The organism is Candidatus Neptunochlamydia vexilliferae, assembly GCF_015356785.1.
Taxonomy (GTDB): domain Bacteria; phylum Chlamydiota; class Chlamydiia; order Chlamydiales; family Simkaniaceae; genus Neptunichlamydia; species Neptunichlamydia vexilliferae.
Genome location: NZ_JAAEJV010000043.1, coordinates 1 through 17806, shown reverse-complemented (window position 1 = coordinate 17806; position 17806 = coordinate 1). Strand labels below are relative to the sequence as shown.

General features: G+C 48.1%; 16 protein-coding genes. 6 read left to right on the top strand and 10 right to left on the bottom strand.

The window, feature by feature from the left end; genetic code table 11:
- The first annotated feature begins 121 nt into the window (after positions 1-121).
- The gene (gene tnpB / locus NEPTK9_RS07125; RefSeq protein ID WP_194848143.1) at positions 122-337 is read left to right on the top strand and encodes an IS66 family insertion sequence element accessory protein TnpB; all 216 of its coding nucleotides are present in this window, start codon (positions 122-124) and stop codon (positions 335-337) included.
- 38 nt (positions 338-375) lie between these two features.
- Complete coding sequence (tnpC, locus tag NEPTK9_RS07120; RefSeq protein ID WP_194848142.1) at positions 376-2037, top strand: IS66 family transposase; 1662 nt, start codon at positions 376-378, stop codon at positions 2035-2037.
- Here tnpC and NEPTK9_RS07115 read toward each other — a convergent pair.
- Positions 1973-2389, bottom strand: coding sequence for a hypothetical protein (locus NEPTK9_RS07115; RefSeq protein WP_194848141.1), 417 nt, complete (start codon positions 2387-2389; stop codon positions 1973-1975). The two genes, tnpC and NEPTK9_RS07115, sit on opposite strands and share 65 nt — an antisense overlap.
- Before the next feature lie 615 nt (positions 2390-3004).
- Here NEPTK9_RS07115 and ltrA point away from each other — a divergent pair.
- Positions 3005-4324, top strand: a complete 1320-nt coding sequence (gene ltrA, locus NEPTK9_RS07110; RefSeq protein ID WP_194848140.1) for a group II intron reverse transcriptase/maturase — start codon at positions 3005-3007, stop codon at positions 4322-4324.
- 214 nt (positions 4325-4538) lie between these two features.
- Here ltrA and NEPTK9_RS07105 read toward each other — a convergent pair whose 3' ends face one another.
- The 6 genes from NEPTK9_RS07105 to NEPTK9_RS07080 form a co-directional block, all read right to left on the bottom strand.
- A complete protein-coding gene (locus NEPTK9_RS07105) occupies positions 4539-7427 on the bottom strand; it encodes an insulinase family protein (protein WP_194848139.1) in 2889 nt (962 codons plus the stop codon).
- A gap of 11 nt (positions 7428-7438) precedes the next feature.
- Complete coding sequence (locus NEPTK9_RS07100) at positions 7439-8446, bottom strand: 1-acyl-sn-glycerol-3-phosphate acyltransferase (RefSeq protein WP_194848138.1); 1008 nt, start codon at positions 8444-8446, stop codon at positions 7439-7441.
- Positions 8439-9980, bottom strand: coding sequence for an Rne/Rng family ribonuclease (locus NEPTK9_RS07095; protein ID WP_194848137.1), 1542 nt, complete (start codon positions 9978-9980; stop codon positions 8439-8441). The genes NEPTK9_RS07100 and NEPTK9_RS07095 overlap by 8 nt, the downstream gene beginning before the upstream one ends.
- 473 nt (positions 9981-10453) lie before the next feature.
- Complete coding sequence (plsX, locus tag NEPTK9_RS07090) at positions 10454-11596, bottom strand: phosphate acyltransferase PlsX (protein WP_194848136.1); 1143 nt, start codon at positions 11594-11596, stop codon at positions 10454-10456.
- 4 nt (positions 11597-11600) lie between these two features.
- Entirely contained in the window at positions 11601-11783 is a 183-nt protein-coding gene (rpmF, locus tag NEPTK9_RS07085; RefSeq protein ID WP_194848135.1) for a 50S ribosomal protein L32, read from the bottom strand.
- A 12-nt stretch (positions 11784-11795) separates the two neighbouring features.
- Positions 11796-12236 carry a YceD family protein gene (locus NEPTK9_RS07080; protein WP_194848134.1) on the bottom strand — a complete coding sequence of 147 codons (441 nt, stop codon included), beginning with the start codon at positions 12234-12236 and terminating at the stop codon, positions 11796-11798.
- A 203-nt stretch (positions 12237-12439) separates the two neighbouring features.
- Here NEPTK9_RS07080 and NEPTK9_RS07075 point away from each other — a divergent pair, with 203 nt between their 5' ends.
- The gene (locus tag NEPTK9_RS07075) at positions 12440-12793 is read left to right on the top strand and encodes a hypothetical protein (RefSeq protein WP_194848133.1); all 354 of its coding nucleotides are present in this window, start codon (positions 12440-12442) and stop codon (positions 12791-12793) included.
- Positions 12794-12978: 185 nt separating this feature from the next.
- Here the strand turns inward: NEPTK9_RS07075 and lpxB are convergent, their stop codons facing one another.
- From lpxB to pcnB, 3 genes are read right to left on the bottom strand one after another with little or no spacing between them, the layout of a single operon-like run.
- Positions 12979-14118 (bottom strand): lipid-A-disaccharide synthase, encoded by a 1140-nt coding sequence (gene lpxB, locus NEPTK9_RS07070; protein WP_194848132.1) that lies wholly within the window; start codon positions 14116-14118, stop codon positions 12979-12981.
- Entirely contained in the window at positions 14108-14776 is a 669-nt protein-coding gene (locus tag NEPTK9_RS07065) for a hypothetical protein (protein ID WP_194848131.1), read from the bottom strand. The genes lpxB and NEPTK9_RS07065 overlap by 11 nt, the downstream gene beginning before the upstream one ends.
- Positions 14773-16014 (bottom strand): polynucleotide adenylyltransferase PcnB, encoded by a 1242-nt coding sequence (gene pcnB / locus NEPTK9_RS07060; RefSeq protein ID WP_228547079.1) that lies wholly within the window; start codon positions 16012-16014, stop codon positions 14773-14775. The genes NEPTK9_RS07065 and pcnB overlap by 4 nt, the downstream gene beginning before the upstream one ends.
- A 57-nt stretch (positions 16015-16071) precedes the next feature.
- Between pcnB and NEPTK9_RS07055 the strand changes: the two genes are divergently transcribed.
- Both NEPTK9_RS07055 and NEPTK9_RS07050 read left to right on the top strand, forming a co-directional pair.
- A complete protein-coding gene (locus NEPTK9_RS07055; RefSeq protein ID WP_194848130.1) occupies positions 16072-17238 on the top strand; it encodes an amino acid permease in 1167 nt (388 codons plus the stop codon).
- Positions 17235-17612 carry a YchJ family protein gene (locus NEPTK9_RS07050; RefSeq protein ID WP_194848144.1) on the top strand — a complete coding sequence of 126 codons (378 nt, stop codon included), beginning with the start codon at positions 17235-17237 and terminating at the stop codon, positions 17610-17612. Before NEPTK9_RS07055 ends, NEPTK9_RS07050 begins: the two co-directional genes overlap by 4 nt.
- The last annotated feature ends 194 nt before the right edge of the window (positions 17613-17806 follow it).

The window sequence follows — 17806 nt, the reverse complement described above, 5'->3', positions numbered from 1 at the left end:
TTCTTTCTAGATTCCATATAAATCCTTATCTGTTGCTTTGTAATCTTTTTCCCTGTCATATTAACCTCTCACTTTCATGCAAGAGATCTTAATTCAAGGAGTTTCTTACCGGCAAAGATAATTGTCGTTAAGCGGCAATCCTAATTGTCGCTCAACACTAAAACTTCTTTTCTATGATGGCCAAGGCTTTTGGCTATGCATTAAAAGACTCTCACAAGGAAGGTACAAGTGGTGGCCCTCAAGAGACGAGCTTGATGTTAAAGAGCTACAAACCCTTCTATGGAATGGGAACCCTCAATCAGCAAATTTCGAAAAAGATTGGAAAAAAATAACATAATGATTAAAGTTTAACTTAATACCTTTTATATTAGAATGATGAAAGCTCCAAAGCAAATTAGCCTTGAACCAGAAAAGATCGAAGAGTTAATCGATCGTCTTGAAAAAAAGTCCCTGAACGAAGATGACTATCCCCTTCTCATCGAATTGATCAAAGGGATGGTCTGGCTCAACCTCTCCTTAAAGGAAAAAAAACTTTCAATCAAAAGACTAAGGGCAGTTTTTGGGATCAAAACAGAAACCGCATCTAAGCTCCTTGACTTCTTAGAAAAAAATGACCCCAAGCAGTCAGATGCAAAAAGTAGCGATCCAGATGGTAACCCCACCGAGAAAAAGAAGAAGAAAAAAGGGGGAAGTGGCCACCGACCTGCTAGCGATTATACAGAAGCTAGAATCATCAAGATTGCTCATGAGACCCTTAAGAAAGGAGATCTATGCCCTGACTGCAAACAAGGAAAGCTTTTCAACCTTTCACCGGGAACAGTCTTACAAATCGTTGGAGCTCCCCATCTCCAAGTTGAGATTTACAAACCTGAAAGACTTAGATGCTCCCTATGTGGAAAAACCTTTACAGCAAGACTCCCACAAGAAATCATGAATGGAACAAGAGGAGATCGAACTGCTAAAGCCATCGTATCACTCATGAAATACCGAGGGGGCCTTCCGTTTTATCGCCAAGAACAAATGCAAAACATCTTAGGCAATCCCATCACAGCCTCAGAGCTCTGGAAAATGACAGCGGACCTTGCTGACCAACTCCTTGAGATCTATGCCGAGATGTGCCACCAAGCAGCCCAAGGTAAACTCCTCCATAACGATGACACCACAGCAAGAATCCTAAGCATCGCAAAAGAAAGAAAAGAAAAACTAGGAACAGAAAGCGAAGAAAAAAGAACAGGAACCTTCACCACAGGAATCATCTCTATCCTCGAAAACTCCCAAGCAGAAATCGCCCTTTTCTTTACCGGCAGACAACATGCCGGAGAAAACATGAACGACCTTCTTGACCTTCGCAACCAAAACCTTCCGCCTCCGCTTCAGCAATGCGATGGAGGACACAACATTCCCAAAGACCACGAAACCGACGTCTCCAACTGCCTTGCCCACGCCAGAAGAAAGTTCTATGAACTAGCCGACAACCACCCAAAAGAAGTCCTGAAGATCATCGGATGGTTTGCAAAAATCTTCGCAAACGATAAAGAGGGCCCACCCGAAGAAGACGCCCGCTTAAAATGGCACCAAGAAAAAAGCACTCCCATCATGAACCAGATCAAAGCCTACTGCAAACAGCTCATCGAAACCAAACAAGTCGAGCCCAATAGCAGTATGGGAAAAGCCATCACCTACCTCACAAACCAATGGGAAGGACTCACCCTTTTTCTTAAAAAACCAGGAGTCCCCCTCACAAATAACAAAGATGAACGCCTCCTAAAAAGAGCCGTTCTCAACAGAAAAAATGCCTACTTCTACAAAACCGAAAAAGGTGCCAATATCGGTGATATCCTAATGAGCACAATAGAAACCTGCGTCCTCAACAAAGTGAACCCCTGGAACTATCTCCTTGCAATCCAAGAGCACCAAGACAAAATCCAAAAAAATCCCAAGCTCTACCTTCCATGGAACTACCAAAAGCACCTCAAGCAGGAAGAGCCTTCCCACTCACAATCGTGTCCTCCTCAACCTCATGGATCTTCGAAATAAGATCATCCGTAACCGTAGAGACAAACTCACTCAAAGAAGCCGAGTACCTTTGAAACTCCGGCCAAAGGACCTCATTCATAAAGGACTCAGCCACCCGGACCATCGTCGTCGTGTACTTCTGATGCTTATAACGATAAGTCCTCAGCCCATACTTATTGCAAAGAGCTACAAAAAGTCTTTTGCCCCACCGATCCCCAAGCCTCACAGTAAATTCAATAGGGTTAGAAGCTAACTCCTCCTGAAACCGAGCAAGAACCCGGTGCTTAGCGAGCTCCGCAGCCTTCCGCTCCCCATCGGTTGTTGCCCCTTCAAAAAGAGCTTCTATCTTACGAAGTTTTTCGTTGTAATCCATAAGGAGCGATGCTATCAGATCAGCCGCTTTAGCATAAAGAAAAAATTTATCTCAAACATGCTCTATGAAAGGACACGTGCGCCGCGAGGCGCGCGTAATCTCGCGGAATGAAAAAGCCGCAGCGGCAAAGCCTAATCAGCAGCCGCTAACCGAGTCTTGCGCACTTGGCGGACACCGAAAGGTGGAACAAGAGGTGTGAAGCGTAGACAGGAAGTGAACAGGCCGTAACAAAAGTGAACAGGATACTGTCCCGAAATACATAATGTGTGAGGTTGTCGACCCATTAGTGTCCACGGGGAAGACAGCACGAAAGCTGCGAATTGATGAGCAGCAGTAGGACCTCCGGGACCTGAGCTGATGGCATGTTTACAAAAGATTGCGCGTGAACGCGGGAGGCCTCTGATGGTCGGGAGAAGCCGTATCTCATAAACAAGCCGATAATGCAAGGTATGAGAAACGCCATCAGAGGAGTCAGACTGACTGATAGTACTCCGAGTCTGGGAAAGCCAGGCACATGGGGAAGCGGTCAGCAATGATGGAAACTATCGAAAGGAAACATGTTCCCTATGCAATGAGGGGACAGGTCCTTGATACAAAGTAAGGAGAATACCTCACATGAGAACAGAAATCGATAGAGTAGCAGAAAAAGCACGACGTGTCAAGAGCGAAAAATTTACGTCTCTTGCGCATCACATTACTCCAGAACTTCTAAAGGAAAATCTAAAGAAGATTCCCAAAAGAAGCGGAGTAGGAATCGACAACCAAAGTGTTGAAGAGGCCAGGAAAGAATTCGAGAAATGGTCACCAGAGATGATCCAATCGATTCATAGAAAAGGATATAAGCCACCGCCAGTGAGGAGAGCATACATTCCCAAAATAGGGAAAAAGGAGATGCGACCCATTGCACTACCAACAACTAAAGATAAGGTACTGCAAAAATCAACAGCGGATGTGCTTAATGCCATATATGAACAAGACTTTCTAGAATGCTCATTTGGAGGAAGGCCCAATAGAAGTGCCCACCAGGCAATAGCCACCCTCAATACAGTAATAAGCACCAAGAAAGTAAGTTGGATCTACGAGGCTGATCTAAAGAATTATTTCGGAAGTCTGGATCACAAGCGGGTGTTAGAATTCATGATGCATCGTGTGAAGGATCCCAGAATAATAACGCTCATTAGAAGATGGTTAAAAGCTGGGGTAATGGAAGACGGAAAGTATCAGTCCATTGAGGAAGGAACCCCACAAGGAGGCCCAATCAGTGTTCTAATCAGTAACGTGTATCTCCACTATACCCTCGATCTATGGGTCGAGAAAGTGGTGAAACCCAGAATGAGAGGAGAGATATACCTGGTAAGATATATCGATGACTTCGTGGTATGCTTCCAATACCGCTCAGATGCAATTCGATTCCAAAAGGTACTAAAGAAAAGGTTAGCGAAATTTTCGCTCGAGATTGAACCCAGCAAAACCAGACTCATAGAGTTTGGAAGATATGCAGAAAAGTGGAGGAAATCTCGAGGGAAGAAAGTAGAAACCTTTTACTTTCTAGGATTAACGTGGTACTGCTCTAAAAACCGAAATGGCAACTACAAAGTAGGGATGAAAACAGAGAAGCAAAGGCTTCGAAGGAGTCATTCAAAAATGAAGATGCTATTGAAGAAAATTAGACACTTTAAGCTAAGAGACCAAAAAGAGGCGATCAACAGAGTTTTGAGAGGTCACTACCGATATTACGGAGTAGGAGGCAACTCGAAGTCACTGAATGACGTATACTTCAAGACATTGAAAACTTGGAGGAAAACGCTGAGCTCTCGAAGCCAAAAAGGGAATCTGAAATGGGACAAGTTCAACAAAATCCTAGAAACCTTTCCGTTAGAAAGGCCAAAAATCTATATTCCTTACAAAAGAATAGAGAGCTTGGCCAGACTGTGAGACCATGATTGAAGAGCCCATTGCCGGAAAACGGCACGATGGGTTCTGTGGGGGTTGGGGCTACCAGATGTGGCCCCTTCTACCCAATATTTCTGGGTTGACAGAAGCTTGTACAAGTTTTTTTGAGCGGTCTAACGTATCTTTAGGAAGAGGAGCTAAGAGAGTGGATCCGGGGAGTTCGTCAAGATAGAGGTTAAGCGATTCTTCCTTTGGATTAAGGCAGAGAGATATAGGTCCCTTGCGCTTTGAGGGTGTCGGCGGTGATCCCTTCGTAGCGGAAGGTTTTTTCCTTGGGCTGCTTCCCTTCAAGCATAATGGCAATTCTACGGGGGTTTTGCCGAGAAATAGCGGTGATTGCCTTGGTTTTAAACTCTTCGTAGGTGAGCTCTTTAAGGTGGGCGATCAGTTTTTTCCGCCGCTCAAAGTCTCCCTTGTGGGTGAAGGCTATGTGGGTCAGGTTGGCATTCATCGCAGAGAGGTTGGTGGGGGGCGTATCGAGGAGGGTGATCACATTGCTTCGGAGCACTTCAAAGCGTCCTTCGGGAAGGGAAACCTCAAAGTCTTTGACGTAGGTTTCGAGGAAGAGTTCGAAGCGGGCGATCAGCTCGTCGGGCTGGTGGGTCGTTGACTGGACCATGAAGGCTTTGTAGAGTTGATCCTCTTCTTCATATCCCCCAGAATAGGTGATGTAGCCGGTTTGTTGCTTGGTCCGGAGCGTTGCAAAAAAGTCATCTTGGAGCCCTTGGCTCAAGATCAGCTGAGCGGCTTTTTTTGGGAAGGTGACAACCCCTTCTTGGATGAGGAGAATGGCTGCATTTCCTAAGCTTTCGGTTTGCATGGAGACTTTGTAGGGCCCCTGGAAAGAAGAGAGGGTGAGGATCTGTCGTCTTTCGTGATCTTTTTTAGGGTAGGGGGCGCTTCCGAGCTTTTCTTGAACCATCTGCCAGACCCTTTCGGCATCGGTTTGGGTCATATTCCCGATGAGCATTCCTTCGGTGTAGGTCTCTTTGAAGAGGTGATCTGCAAAGGTGAGGTACTCTTCATAGGTGAGCGACTCGAGAGCTGCCAATTTTTCGGTGTGGAGGGGGGCGTTGTTGAAGAGGAGGTTGCCTAAGATTTCATTGGCTTGAGCAATCGGCATCGCCTTTCCCTGGTTTGCATAGGAACTTTTAAGCGAAGTTGTATAGAGCTCAAATTCCTCTTTTGTCATTTTGCAACTCTTTAAAGTGGTCAGGACTTTCTCAAGGAGGAGAGGGGCTTTTTCACTAAACCCGTTGATCTGCAGGTAAAGCTTCATGTTTCCTGCACGGCAAGAGGTGTTTAGGGAAGCTGCTTCAGCAAAGGAAAGGGTGGGGGCAAGTTTTTCATCCAAGGTATAGAGGTAAAGGTCGAGGAGGACCGACTGGTGGGCACTTCCATCGATCGAGGGAGTGGCAAAACTTAGGGTCCATGAGACTTCAGGGACTTGATACTCCGTATCTTCCCAAAAATAGAGGGTGCCACGTTCTTCATCGAAGAGTTTTGTGGGAACGGGAGTGACGATCATTTCACCCGTTCCCTCTTGGGTGACAAGCTTAAGATCGCTAGGGATAAAGTGGTTTTGTTCTGGGATGGAGATCTCTGGGTGGGGAGAAACGTTTGCCCAAGCAGTGAGGGTTTCTTCGGAGAATTCCTGCACAGCATATTCTGCTCCTGACCACATCTCTTTGTGATCTGGAGTGATCCCGGTTAGCTCGGGGGAGGCCACTAGGAAGCAGGCGCAGGTGTCAGGCTTTAATAGGCTAAGAAAAGCTTCGGTTTCTTCGACATTATAGGTGGTAGGGAGAATCGTTTTTAGGGGATAGGTTTCCAAGGGTTCATTGATCATTCCAGCAGCATGATGAGACACAAAATGGTAGGGGGCTGTTCGGGACTGGTACTCATAGTCGATCTTTGCCATGGTTTTTGCTTCATTGAAGATGTATGGGGGAATCCCCATGGCTTTGACTCCGTTTAAAGCTTGGAATGTCCGTTCGATTACCGCTTCAAATTGGGCCGCACCCTTTGGAGTGAGGGTAAAGTTGATGGAAAATAGGCCACATTCTTTTCCAAGGCGCCAAAAACCAGAAGAGACATCCTCAATGAGCTCCTCTTTTTTGAGCTCGGAGTACAGGCTAGAAGGGTGGCGCCCTCCTAAAATATACCCCAAAAGGGTGTGGGAACGATTTTCTAGATTGGAAACGTAAGAAGAGGGAAGCTCCCAGTTTAAAGAAAGGTCGCGGACCTCTTTGACCGGCTGAATGGCGATGACATGCCCTTCTTGTTTTTCAGAAAAAAGTTTTTCTTTAATGGGAAGGGTGTCTACGGGCCGTTTAGGAACAGCAGCAAAAGTATTTGCAACAAGGGGCTTGAGTTCTTCCATCGGAAGGGTTGAATAGACGGTCAAATGGGCCCGGTCGGCGCTATAATTTTCACGGTGCCACCGTTTGACATCTTTTTGGGGGATTCCTCCGAGGGTTTCACTGTTTCCGGTGCTAAATGAAGCATTGGGGTGGTGGGGGTTTCCTGTTTCCTTCATGACCATCCACTCGCGCGCGCCATCATGCTCGATGTTTTTATCATGCTCTTGATCGACGGCATGGAGTTCTCGTCCAATTCCTGAAGGGTTGAAGAGGGGGTCGATGAACATATGGGCGAACATATCAAGCGTTGCAGGGAAGGCATCGTTATTCACCGAAAAGATATAGACGGTCCGATCGGGAGCGGTATAGGCATTTAAGACGCCCCCATTGTCTCTGACTTGCTTTTCATATTCACTTTCTTCGGGGTAGGTTTCCGATCCCATGAAGAGAAGGTGTTCTAAAAAGTGGGCAATTCCGGGATAGTTGGGATCGTCGCCCCAAGAGCCGACTTCCATTGAAAGGGCAGCTGCCGACTGGTCAGCTCCTGGATCAGAAATCAAATAGGCTTCTAGCCCATTTTCGAGACGGAGCTTGGCTACTTGTCGTTTGCTTAAAGAAGGAGTGAGAATTTCCAAACTCGATTGGTCTTGAATCTCTTGAGCTTGTTTGGATATATTTGCCCAAAGACAGGTTGTCATCAGTAATGCGATTAGAAACTTCATGAGAGACACTCCTATTTAGGAAACTGTTCGTAATTTTTTTTCACGCATTGCCACAGATAATCTGCTCGCATCTGCCTTTCTTCCTTCTTATCTTTTGCCTTTTCAAGTCCTGGAAAATTTTCCATATCGACCTCATCGCCAAAGTGGAGGTGGATCGCTCCTCCCCGAGTGATTCGACTTTCCCCTAGCTCAAGTTCCGTGGTTTCCGGAGGGGGGAGGAGGTGGTGGGTCGAAAGAGAAAGGGGGAAAAAGTGGGTCGGTTTTTCTGATTTTTGGGCCATGAGGTAAAACATCCCGACGCTTTGAGGGTCGAAAGGGGCCACTTCAACCTCCCCTTCTTCATTAGCGCGGTCTCGCCCTCCGCTGGGAGCGACATAAATGGCATGCCCTCCCTCAGAGAAAAGTTCGCCCATTCGCTCCATTGTCCGCTTGTTGTGCATCTGCTTTTCATGCTTTTCTTCTGGAGGGTGGTCGATATATTTTTTTGAGTGGATGCACAGGAGGTTCCGCCCCATACTAAAGGGGATAGCAAAAGGGTCTGAGGTAACCCGCGTTCCTGCTATGAAGATGAGCTCTTCTCCAAATTTGGGGTGACTTTTTTCGAGTAAAATGCTGATTGCCTGCGGGTCGGCTTCGATTTGGTGGTTGGCGAAGAGGACAACATTTTCTCCTTTTTCCAAAAGAGCTTCCATTTTGTCGAGATTTTCCATTCCCGTCACAGTCGAGTGGGTGAGATCGACAAGGGGGCGGAGAAAGTCGAGGCCAAACTTATAGTAATCAAAAGGAGTTCGCATTTTTTCGTGATAGGGCTCGAAATGGTAAGGGGAGGCGAACTGCTCCTTGACCCGATCGATAAAGGTGTCAAAGACATCGAGAAAACGATCGACATCCTCTCCATGTTCCCGAACCACATCTTGAGAGCTCGTTAAGAACTCCTTAAAAATTTGGACATATTTCTCCGGAATAGCTTCTGAAGAGGTTTCAATTTTATTTAAAAGCTTCTGAAGTTTACTACTCAATTTTCTGTCCATCATCTAAAGAGTAAAATTCAAAGCCAGCAAGGTGCAATTCGTCATTGGTTTTAAAGGAGAGTTCTCCTTTCCACTTTTTGGCAAGTTTGATAAGAGCACTCCGGTCCCCCTTTCCTAAAAACTCGTTCATTTGTGGGTGGATGACCAGCTCTAATTGCTGTTTATTTTCAACAGAGATGAGCCTTTTGATCGCTCGTTCGATCTCGATCGACGTGCTTTCAAAGTTTTTGATCATTCCATTGCCGTTGCAGTAAGGGCAGTTGGTAAAGAGGGTTTGGATCAGTGACTCTCGGGTTCTTTGGCGGGTCATTTCGACAAGGCCAAACTCACTCATCCCTAAAATAGTACACTTTGCCGAGTCCTCTTTCATTGCTTCTTTGAGGGTGTCGAGAACGCGCCGTTGATTTTTTCGGTAGCGCATATCGATAAAGTCGCAGATGACCAGTCCTCCAATATTGCGGATCCGGAGTTGGCGGGCGATTTCCTCAGCCGCTTCCATATTGATCCGAACAAGGGTCTCTTCCACGTTGGTGTTTTCCTTGGAGGAGGAACTTCTTCCTGAGTTAACGTCGATGGTGTACATCGCTTCGGTTTTATCGAAGAAGAGGTAGCCCCCACTTTGGAGCCAGATCTTCCGCCTCAAACACCGTTCGATCTCATTTTCAACGGCAAAGCGGTCGAACATGGGGATCTTGTCCCGGTAGCACTCCAGTTTGAGCTCATGTTCTCCCTTGTAACGGTTGTAGACCTGCTGGCAGTACTGGTAGGTTTTGTAGTCATCGACCAGCATCCGGGTATATTTTTTGTTAACCGCTTTGAGAACCGCTTTTTTGACCAGGTCAGACTCTCGGTAGAGGCAGGTGGGCTCTGAGCTTTCCTTAAATTCCTCCATGATCTTTTCCCAGTTTTCGAGAAGCTCGTGAGCTTCAGCGATCAGCTCATCGGTTGAGGCGCCTGTACTTGCGGTCCGGCAGATCAGTCCCATCTCTTGAGGCATCTCAAAAGCGCGGATGATCTTTTTTAGCCGGTCGCGGTCGGCCCGATCAATGATTTTTCGCGACACGCCCCTGTGGGGAGTGTTGGGGAGGAGGACAAGGTAGCGCCCGGGAATGGTAATATTCGAGGTTAAGCGGGCCCCTTTTGACCCGATGGGCTCTTTGACCACTTGGACAAGGACGGGGTGGCCGATCTCCATAAACTTGGAGATATCGGCATTTTTTAAGTTGCGGGGTTTGATCGCGCTGACGTCGCAGTCCCAATCAAACTCCATATCAAACATCTCTTGGAACTTTTGGGTGTTCTCAACGATATCGCTGATGTGGATAAAGCCGTTTTCTCCTTCATTGATCGCAATGAACGCTGATTGAATGTTGTTCAAAATGTTGATGACTTCTCCCCGGTAGATATTTCCGGTGAGGAGTCTATTTGACTTCCGTTCAACGATCAGGTCTTGGAGTTTTCCAAACTTTAGTACCGCACACCTTTTTTCCTTCGATGTCACATTTAGAAGAATTTCTTTCATCGGTTTCACCAGTGTAGGGGTGTTCGTAAATTTCCAGTATACACAATTTGCCGAGTGATTTCCAGCGAAATTTTTTTTCAGTGGTTTAAAATAATTAGGGTTTGGTTGTGAGGGTTTGTGTTGGATAAAATTCTTTTTGTAGGCCAACTGAAAACTCCATTAATCCATATATAGATCCGTCGGGGGTTACACCCCCTGCTGCCCCCTTGAGTTTCAAGCGAACAGTCAAATCGGACCTTCAGTCGGGGGCCCGGTCCGAAGCCCTAGACAGGCCCCTCCTTCATGCCAATTTTACAGGTCCGCCTTGAAACCGCGGACTGCTTCGGGCAGCCCTTTTCAACCTGGCGGTTGAGGGCTGTCCCTGCGCAGGAGAGTTTTTTCTTTTTTTATCTCCCCAGCGAACGGACATGGCTTCGAAGCCGAAGGCTTAAGAAAAGCCATGCTGTGAGCTGTCGATGGCTAAAACAAGCCCTTCAATCACTAATAAGTTCGGTTTTAATCTTGTTAAGGAAGTTTTCCTCAATGAGCTTGAGCGCTCCTTCGACGCTACACTTGAGCGCTTCAGGCTCCGCATCCCCATGACACTTGAGGATGATCCCATCAACGCCACAAAGGATTGCCCCTGGATACTCAGCGGAGTAGAGCTCTTGCTCAAGCCGCCTAAGGAGAGGTCCCGAAAAGGGGAGAAGTTTTTTATTGTTGTGGAGTGTTTCCAGGATAAAGGCAGAAATTCCTTCAGCCGTCTTTAAAAAGACATTGCCGGTAAAGCCATCGGTGACAAGGACGTGGATCTTACCAGAAAAGACCTCTTTCCCCTCCACATTGCCCGCAAATCCGCTGAAAGATTGGAGAAGTTTGTAGGTTTCCCGTAGCTCCAGTCTCCCTTTTTTCTCCTCGGTGCCGATGTTGAGAAGGCCGATCTTAGGTTCTGCGATTCCCCGGCTCTTTTGATAGGCCAGTCCCATCTGCGCAAAGTGAACGAGATGCTCGGGGGTGCATTGGATATTGGCTCCCACATCGATCACCGCTACCGGCTCTTTGCGTGTCGGAAGGAGGGTGATGAGGGCTGCTCTTGAAATCCCTTTGAGCATCGGGAGGTGGAGCTTGGCGCTGGCGATCAGCGCCCCTGTATTTCCTGTGGAGATGAGGGCATCGAGCTGCTTATTTTTTAGAAGCTCCATGCCGAGACACATCGATGCTCCCCGTTTTTTTCGGATCGCATGGAGAGGATCCTCATCCATGTCGATCACCTCTCGGGTTTCGACTACTTCGAGTCTTTTGATCTCGTTTGCCACCTTAAAGGCTTCGATCGACGAGGTCATATCGGGATGGGCAAAAACGGTAAGGCAGAAGGGAGTAGAGATCTCTGAATAGAGAGCATGTAGGGTGGCGAGCAGATGGGCTAAAGACGCTAAGTCGCCCCCTAAAAGGTCAATGCCAATATGGGCCAGTGGGCTTTCTTTAGGGTTTGCCACACCAATTGCGCCGGGATTTTCGGTGGATTTTGTTCTCTGAGAATCGATAACATTGTCCATTAGACAAGGAGAGGTTCTCTGAGAGCAAAGGGCATCGGAAAGATCGGTCAAGGGGTGTGGTGAACGCTTGGGAAAGCCCAATCTACTATTCTTGCTCTTCTGAGATGACCGCGCGTCCTCCGTAGTAGCCACAGAAGGAACACATTCTGTGGGGGAGGTGCATTTTTCCGCAGTTTGAGCAGCTTGAAACATGCTTTTCTTTCTTTGCGTGGTGAGCCCGCTTACTGTTTTTGCGTGCATTTGAGTGTCGGTTACGTGGAACTGCCACTGTAGTTTTCTCCTAATTTAGGTCTGCAAAGGGAAACTGGTCGTCTCCTTTGCTAAAATAGTTCTTTAATTCTTCTCGTTTGGGACACTTTCCCTCACACTCTACATAAGGAGGGACTTCTAGTAAAATCGCCTCTCTTAGTGGATCCCCATAATCATAAACCTGTCCTCGAATATTTTCAAGCTCTTCTGTATGATAAAACGATTTGACGACAACCTTTTTTTTGACTTCTTCGTTGCAGATCGAGCAGGGAATGATCGCTTCAGCCGCCACCTTGAGCTGGATAACCAGGTGGTCCTCAGCAAGGTAGGCTTTTCCCTCCATCTCCACAGGGGTATGAAACTGGAGGTCCTTCTCCTTTACATCGATAAAGTCGGGGGAGAGGGTCTCTTGAATTTCCTCGGTCCGCCCATTGGAGAGGCGGTCAACATAAATTTTAAATGATGGTTTCATAATGGGGTTATTCTAAAATGAGTTGCTACTTAATAGCAACATCTGAGGATTCTGAGCAGCAATTCTCGGTAATAAAAATGCACCTTGCATTTAATTTTTTAATTTCTTAGCATTGCAGCTGTATTTAGTGTAACAATAGGACAAATGTCCTTAAGATAAACCTATCTACAAGTTCTGTCCAAAATATTAGGAGTATATGACCAATGACTGTAGTTTTAAAAATTCATCGAGAGTCAAATTTTATAGGATCAATCCGCTCATTAAAAGTTTATGATGAGAATAATCAGCGTTTAGCCAAGCTTTCTGATGGAGGAAGGGTGACTATAAAGGTTTCAAGAACAGCCCGGCTTAGGTTTTCTCAAGGCGGAGAGCTTAGCGATACAGAGTTTAATGTTGCTGAAAATCTGCCTTATAATATGAGTGCCTCTACCCCATTAATCAACTCGAAGGCACCGCCTGTTATTCAACTCAGAGTTAGAAGAGGCACCTTTGGCCCAGATGTAGTCAACTTAACCACGGGTCAAAATACAGACATATGTTGCTGTAATATTTTATAACCTGTGTCATCAGTGCAGGACACTTTCTGGAGTTGATGGGTGGCGTTAGCTTCATCAGATTTCCCTTCTTCCTTACCCATAACAGTAGTTTTTGTATAAGAAAGATACGTCGGGGGCAGCGGGGGGCTTGCCCCCGACGCGCCTTTCCATAAGACCAAAAATTGTTACCCTATTTTGAACCATGCCTAATTTTCTTTAGAAATATGGGTTAAGATAATGCGAGCTGCTTCTTGGCTCGCATTTTTTTTACCCAGAGTTGCGCGCAGCTTTTTACACGTTTCGATGCAGCTGGAGCGCTTGTACTCGCTCACCATAAATTCGGTTACTTTTTTCCTAAGCTTTGCCTCGGTGAGGCTGGGGCCAAAGAGCTCGGGAAAGAGCTCTCCCTTATGGATGATGTTGGGAAGAGCGTAGTGGGGAAGGTTGATCTGGAAAACATTTTGGGCGAGGAAGACATCGAGAGGAGTAATCGCAAAGGTAACGACTGTGGGGATATGGTGAAGGGCAAGCTCAAGGGTGACCGTCCCAGAGGTGGCAATAGCAAGATGAGAGGCGCGCATCAGCTCATAGCGATGCTCGGGCTTGATCACTAGGACTTTTTCCTTCTTTAGAAGGGGGAGGAACTTTTCATTGGAGCAGGAAACGGCGATTGTCAGGTCGGGATACTCTCTTTGGATCTCTTGGGCCACTTTGAGTTGGGTGGGGAAATTTCTTACGAGCTCTTTTTCTCGGCTCCCGGGAAAAATGGAGAGGATTTGCTCCTCTCCTGCTAGGCCGTAACCCTTGTGCCAGATTGGATCATACTCATGGTTTTCAATGCGGGAGATGAGGGGATGGCCGACGTAGGTGGCATTGAGTTTCTGTTTTGAAAAAAGATCGGGCTCGAAGGGGAGAATCGTGAGAAGCTCGTCGAGCGACTTCTCCATTTTGGGGATCCGCCTTTTCCCCCAGGCCCAAACCGTGGGGCAGATGTAGTGGATCCGTTTGGCTGAGGACTTTTTCTTCCGGAGTGCATTTGCAAGGCGGAGGTTAAAGCCAGGATAGTCGATGCAGACAACCCCTTTGGGTTTGTTTTTGAGGATCTCTTTTTCGATCTTTTTAAAGTGGCGACGGAGTTTCGGTAAAGATGAGAGAATATCGACAAATCCCATCACTTCAAACTCTTCCATGGGGAGGATACACTCCATTCCAACGGCCCGCATCTTGGGACCACCGACTCCGACAACTTTTAGGTCGGGGCGCTGGGCATAGAGCTCTTTAAGGAGCTTTTCTCCGTGGAGGTCGCCGCTCACTTCTCCGGCAAAAACAAAGAGGTCATAGCTCATATTTGATCCAGTTGATTCCTGCTTTAAAGACTTCGGGAGAGGTGCCATGCCCTTGGTAGCCGATCGAAGGGCCGATGATCATCTCGATGGGCGATGAGCGGATTCGGTAGTGGTAGGCCTCTTCGGCGAGCTTTTGGACCAGGGAAAAGGTATGTTCGGTGCCGGTTCGGAGGTCGCGGTTCCCCATGTAGAAACGGATCTTCCGGTCATAGATTTTAGGGACGAGCGTTTCGAGGTCGAGCCCTTCAAGTCGGGTCATGGGGGCAAAGCCTAAGACATGAGAGATGATAGGACAAAGGGCTGCTAGGTGGCAGGCGATGAAGACCCCTCGCGATAACCCTGCGGCGAAGCAGGTTGTCATCGACGGTTTGAGTTCTTCGACAAGTCCTGCCAGCTCTTGAATAAAGGGGGTGATCAGGTCTTCTTTTTTCCAGGCATCGATTGCTTCTTCGGGAGGGCGACCATTTTCGTGAGCGGGAAGGGTGACTGAAAAGATCCGCATCGGAGTTCCTTCTAGGAACTGGACCGGTTGGTTGAAGGGATCTTGCTTGAGACTCGCCTCTGCAGAAAGGGCAAAGTAAAAGAGTGTGGAAAGGGGGCCCTCTTCTAGAGGGGGACCGGTAAAGCGGACTTCTAGTTTGTGGGGGTAGGTGTTCATGTCCGTTTTCGAGGTTTGCGCCGCCGCGTTCTTTTACGGGGAGGGGGGAGGTCGACAGCCACTTTTTCATAGGCTTTGGCCCACTCTTCATGGAACTCTTGAAGACCCGGTTCTAGGCGGCACCGGATGATAAAAAACTGGAGGGCGAGGGGGAACTCAGGCGTCCGAGGAATGCGGATCGTTTTCTTTCTTCTTTTTTGGAAGGGGGTGATCCGGTACTGGGAGGTGAGGATCGCCAACATTTGGATTTGGAGGCGGCGGGGGATTTTAAAGAAGGTGTGGAACACCTCGTGGATAAGGTGGACCGTCTCTTGGTAAATATCGCCGAGGTGGGGGATCTTTTCTTGGTCGAGGAAGTGGGCTTTCAGGTGGCGCTCAAGGAGGGGGAAGGCCAAGCACGATAAGAGGACAGAGCGCTCGAGTTTATTGTCCCGAGACTCGAGGATCATTTTATCCGCCTCTTCGAGGTAGGCGTAGACTTCATTCCCATCGGGGGTTTCTAAAAAGGAGGCGATGGCGGGAAGCAGGTGCTGCATGAGTCCATGGTCGGTCATCAGCTGGAAGAAGCTTTTGGAGTGGCCCGACTCGAGCATCCGGAGCATCTCTTCGAGAACGCGGGCTTGGGCACTTTTGGTGATTTCCCCTTTACAGTCGATAAGGGCAAGGCGGGCCTCTTCTTCAACCTCAAGGCCAAAGCGGGCCTGGAATTTGAGGCAGCGGATCATCCGGACGGGGTCTTGCTTGAAGCGGAGGAAAGGTTGGCCGATGGCGCGGATCACTTTTTTTTCGACGTCGGGGTAGCCGCCGACATAGTCGATCACCTCTTCCTTGGCGCTATCGTAGAAAAGGCCGTTGATCGTAAAGTCGCGGCGAAGGACATCTTCTTCGGGCGAGCCCCAGATGTTATCTTCGGTAATAAGCTCTTCATTTTCGATGTCGCCGGAGCGGAAGGTGGAAACCTCGATGATTTTTCGTCCAAAGCGGACATGGGCAAGGCGGAACCTTTTTCCGATAAGGATCGAGCTGGGGAAGAGCTTTTTGATCTCTTCGGGGCGGGCCGAGGTAGAGATGTCAAAGTCTTTTGGCTTTTTTCTGAGCAAAAGGTCGCGCACACTCCCTCCCACAAGGTAAGCCTCGTGGTCACAGGCGCGGAGCTTTTCTAAGATGTAAAGGGCCTTCGAGTCGATGAGTCGAGGGTCGATGCCGTGTTCTTTTTTCGAATAAGTCTTTGGTTGCAAAATCTTCCTATATGTGCTAGTGTCCTAAGACTACACGATTTTTAAATTGAAGTCACCATGGATTTTTCATTGCGTAAGGCGATCGGCGGTGCCCTCCTTGTTGGGGGAACGGCCATTGGAGCGGGGATGCTGGCTCTTCCGGTGGTTACCGGGATGGGGGGATTCCTCCCTGCCACGGTGATTTACCTCATCTGCTGGCTCTTTAGCGCTGCTACGGGGCTCCTCCTTCTTGAGGTGTGCCTTTGGATGCCGAGTGGTGCTAACATCATCTCGATGGCTTGCCACCTTCTGGGTCGCCCTGGAAAAGTGGCTGCCTGGATCCTCTACCTCTTTTTATTTTATTTTTTAACGATCGCCTATGTGTCTGGAGGAGGGCAATTTGTCTCCTCTCTTTTTGGAGGTCCCCACTTCCTCGGCGCTATTGTTTTTACCGCTGTTTTTGGAACCTGTGTCTACCTTGGGACCCGGGTGGTGGATCGGATCAACTCGCTACTTATGATCGGGCTGGGTGCCTCTTTTTGCATCTTTGTTGCTCTCGGAATCACCAAAGTGGACCACTCCCTTTTGACCCGTGTCCAGTGGGTTCCGGCAATCCTGGCCCTTCCGGTGATGTTCACCTCCTTTAGTTACCAAGGGGTGATTCCCAGCTTGACCACCTATATGGAGCGCCATCCCAAAACGATCCGTTTTGCGATTCTTGTCGGCTCTTCCCTCCCATTTCTTGGCTATGTTCTTTGGGAGTACCTCATCCTCGGCATCATCCCTGCTGCAGCGCTTGGAAATGAAACGGTGATCGAGCCACTCGGAAAGGTGTTTCCCCAATCGTCGATCTATCTTGTTGGGCAGTTCTTTAGTATCTTTGCCCTTACCACCTCCTTTTTAGGGGTGACCCTCGGCCTGCTCGATTTCCTCTCCGATGGTCTCCAAATCGCTAAAGAGGGAGCCAAAAAGGTCTTTCTCTGCGCGCTGATCTACGTCCCCCCTGTGATTATCGCTGCGTTTAACCCGAATATCTTTATCCGCGCCCTTGGCTATGCCGGTGGCGTGGGGTGTGCCCTCCTTCTCGGTCTTCTCCCCATCCTGATGGTTTGGGTGGGACGCTACCGAAAACATTACCCCGTTCTTCAGCGGCAGCTCCCAGGAGGAAAACCCCTCCTTTTCTTCCTTGGAGCCTTTGTGATCTTTGAGCTGGTAATCGAAGTGATCCGAGAGGTGAGCTTATGATCTGCCCTTGCGGTTCTGGAAGAAATTACACCGACTGTTGCGCTCCCTATGTCGAAGGGGAGAAAGATGCCCCGACCCCGGAAGCATTGATGCGCTCCCGCTACACCGCCTATCACCAAAACAACCTCGACTACATCGAAAAGACGATGCAAGGAGAGCCGACCCGCCTTTTCAAGCGGGCAGAAGCAGAGGGGCAAAATCAAGAGACCGAGTGGCTCACCCTCACCGTCTACTCGAGCGAAGAAAAAGGAAACCGGGGAACCGTCTCTTTTCTAGCGTCTTTCCGCTACCAGGGGAAGGCCCATGGGATGCAAGAGACAAGCCTCTTCGAAAAAATCGAAGGTAAGTGGTATTATACAGACCGTCAAGTTTGATGAGATATGGCCGATTATAATAGATTTAAGAAATTGTAATCCGCTGTTTTTCAAAGTTATGAGAAAATCGGGCATGGTTCAAAATAGGGTAACAATTTTGGTCTTATGAAAGATGCGTCGGGGGCAAGCCCCCTGCTGCCCCCTTGAGCTTCAATCTGGCAAGCCAAATCGACCCTCCTCGGGGGGCCGTGCAA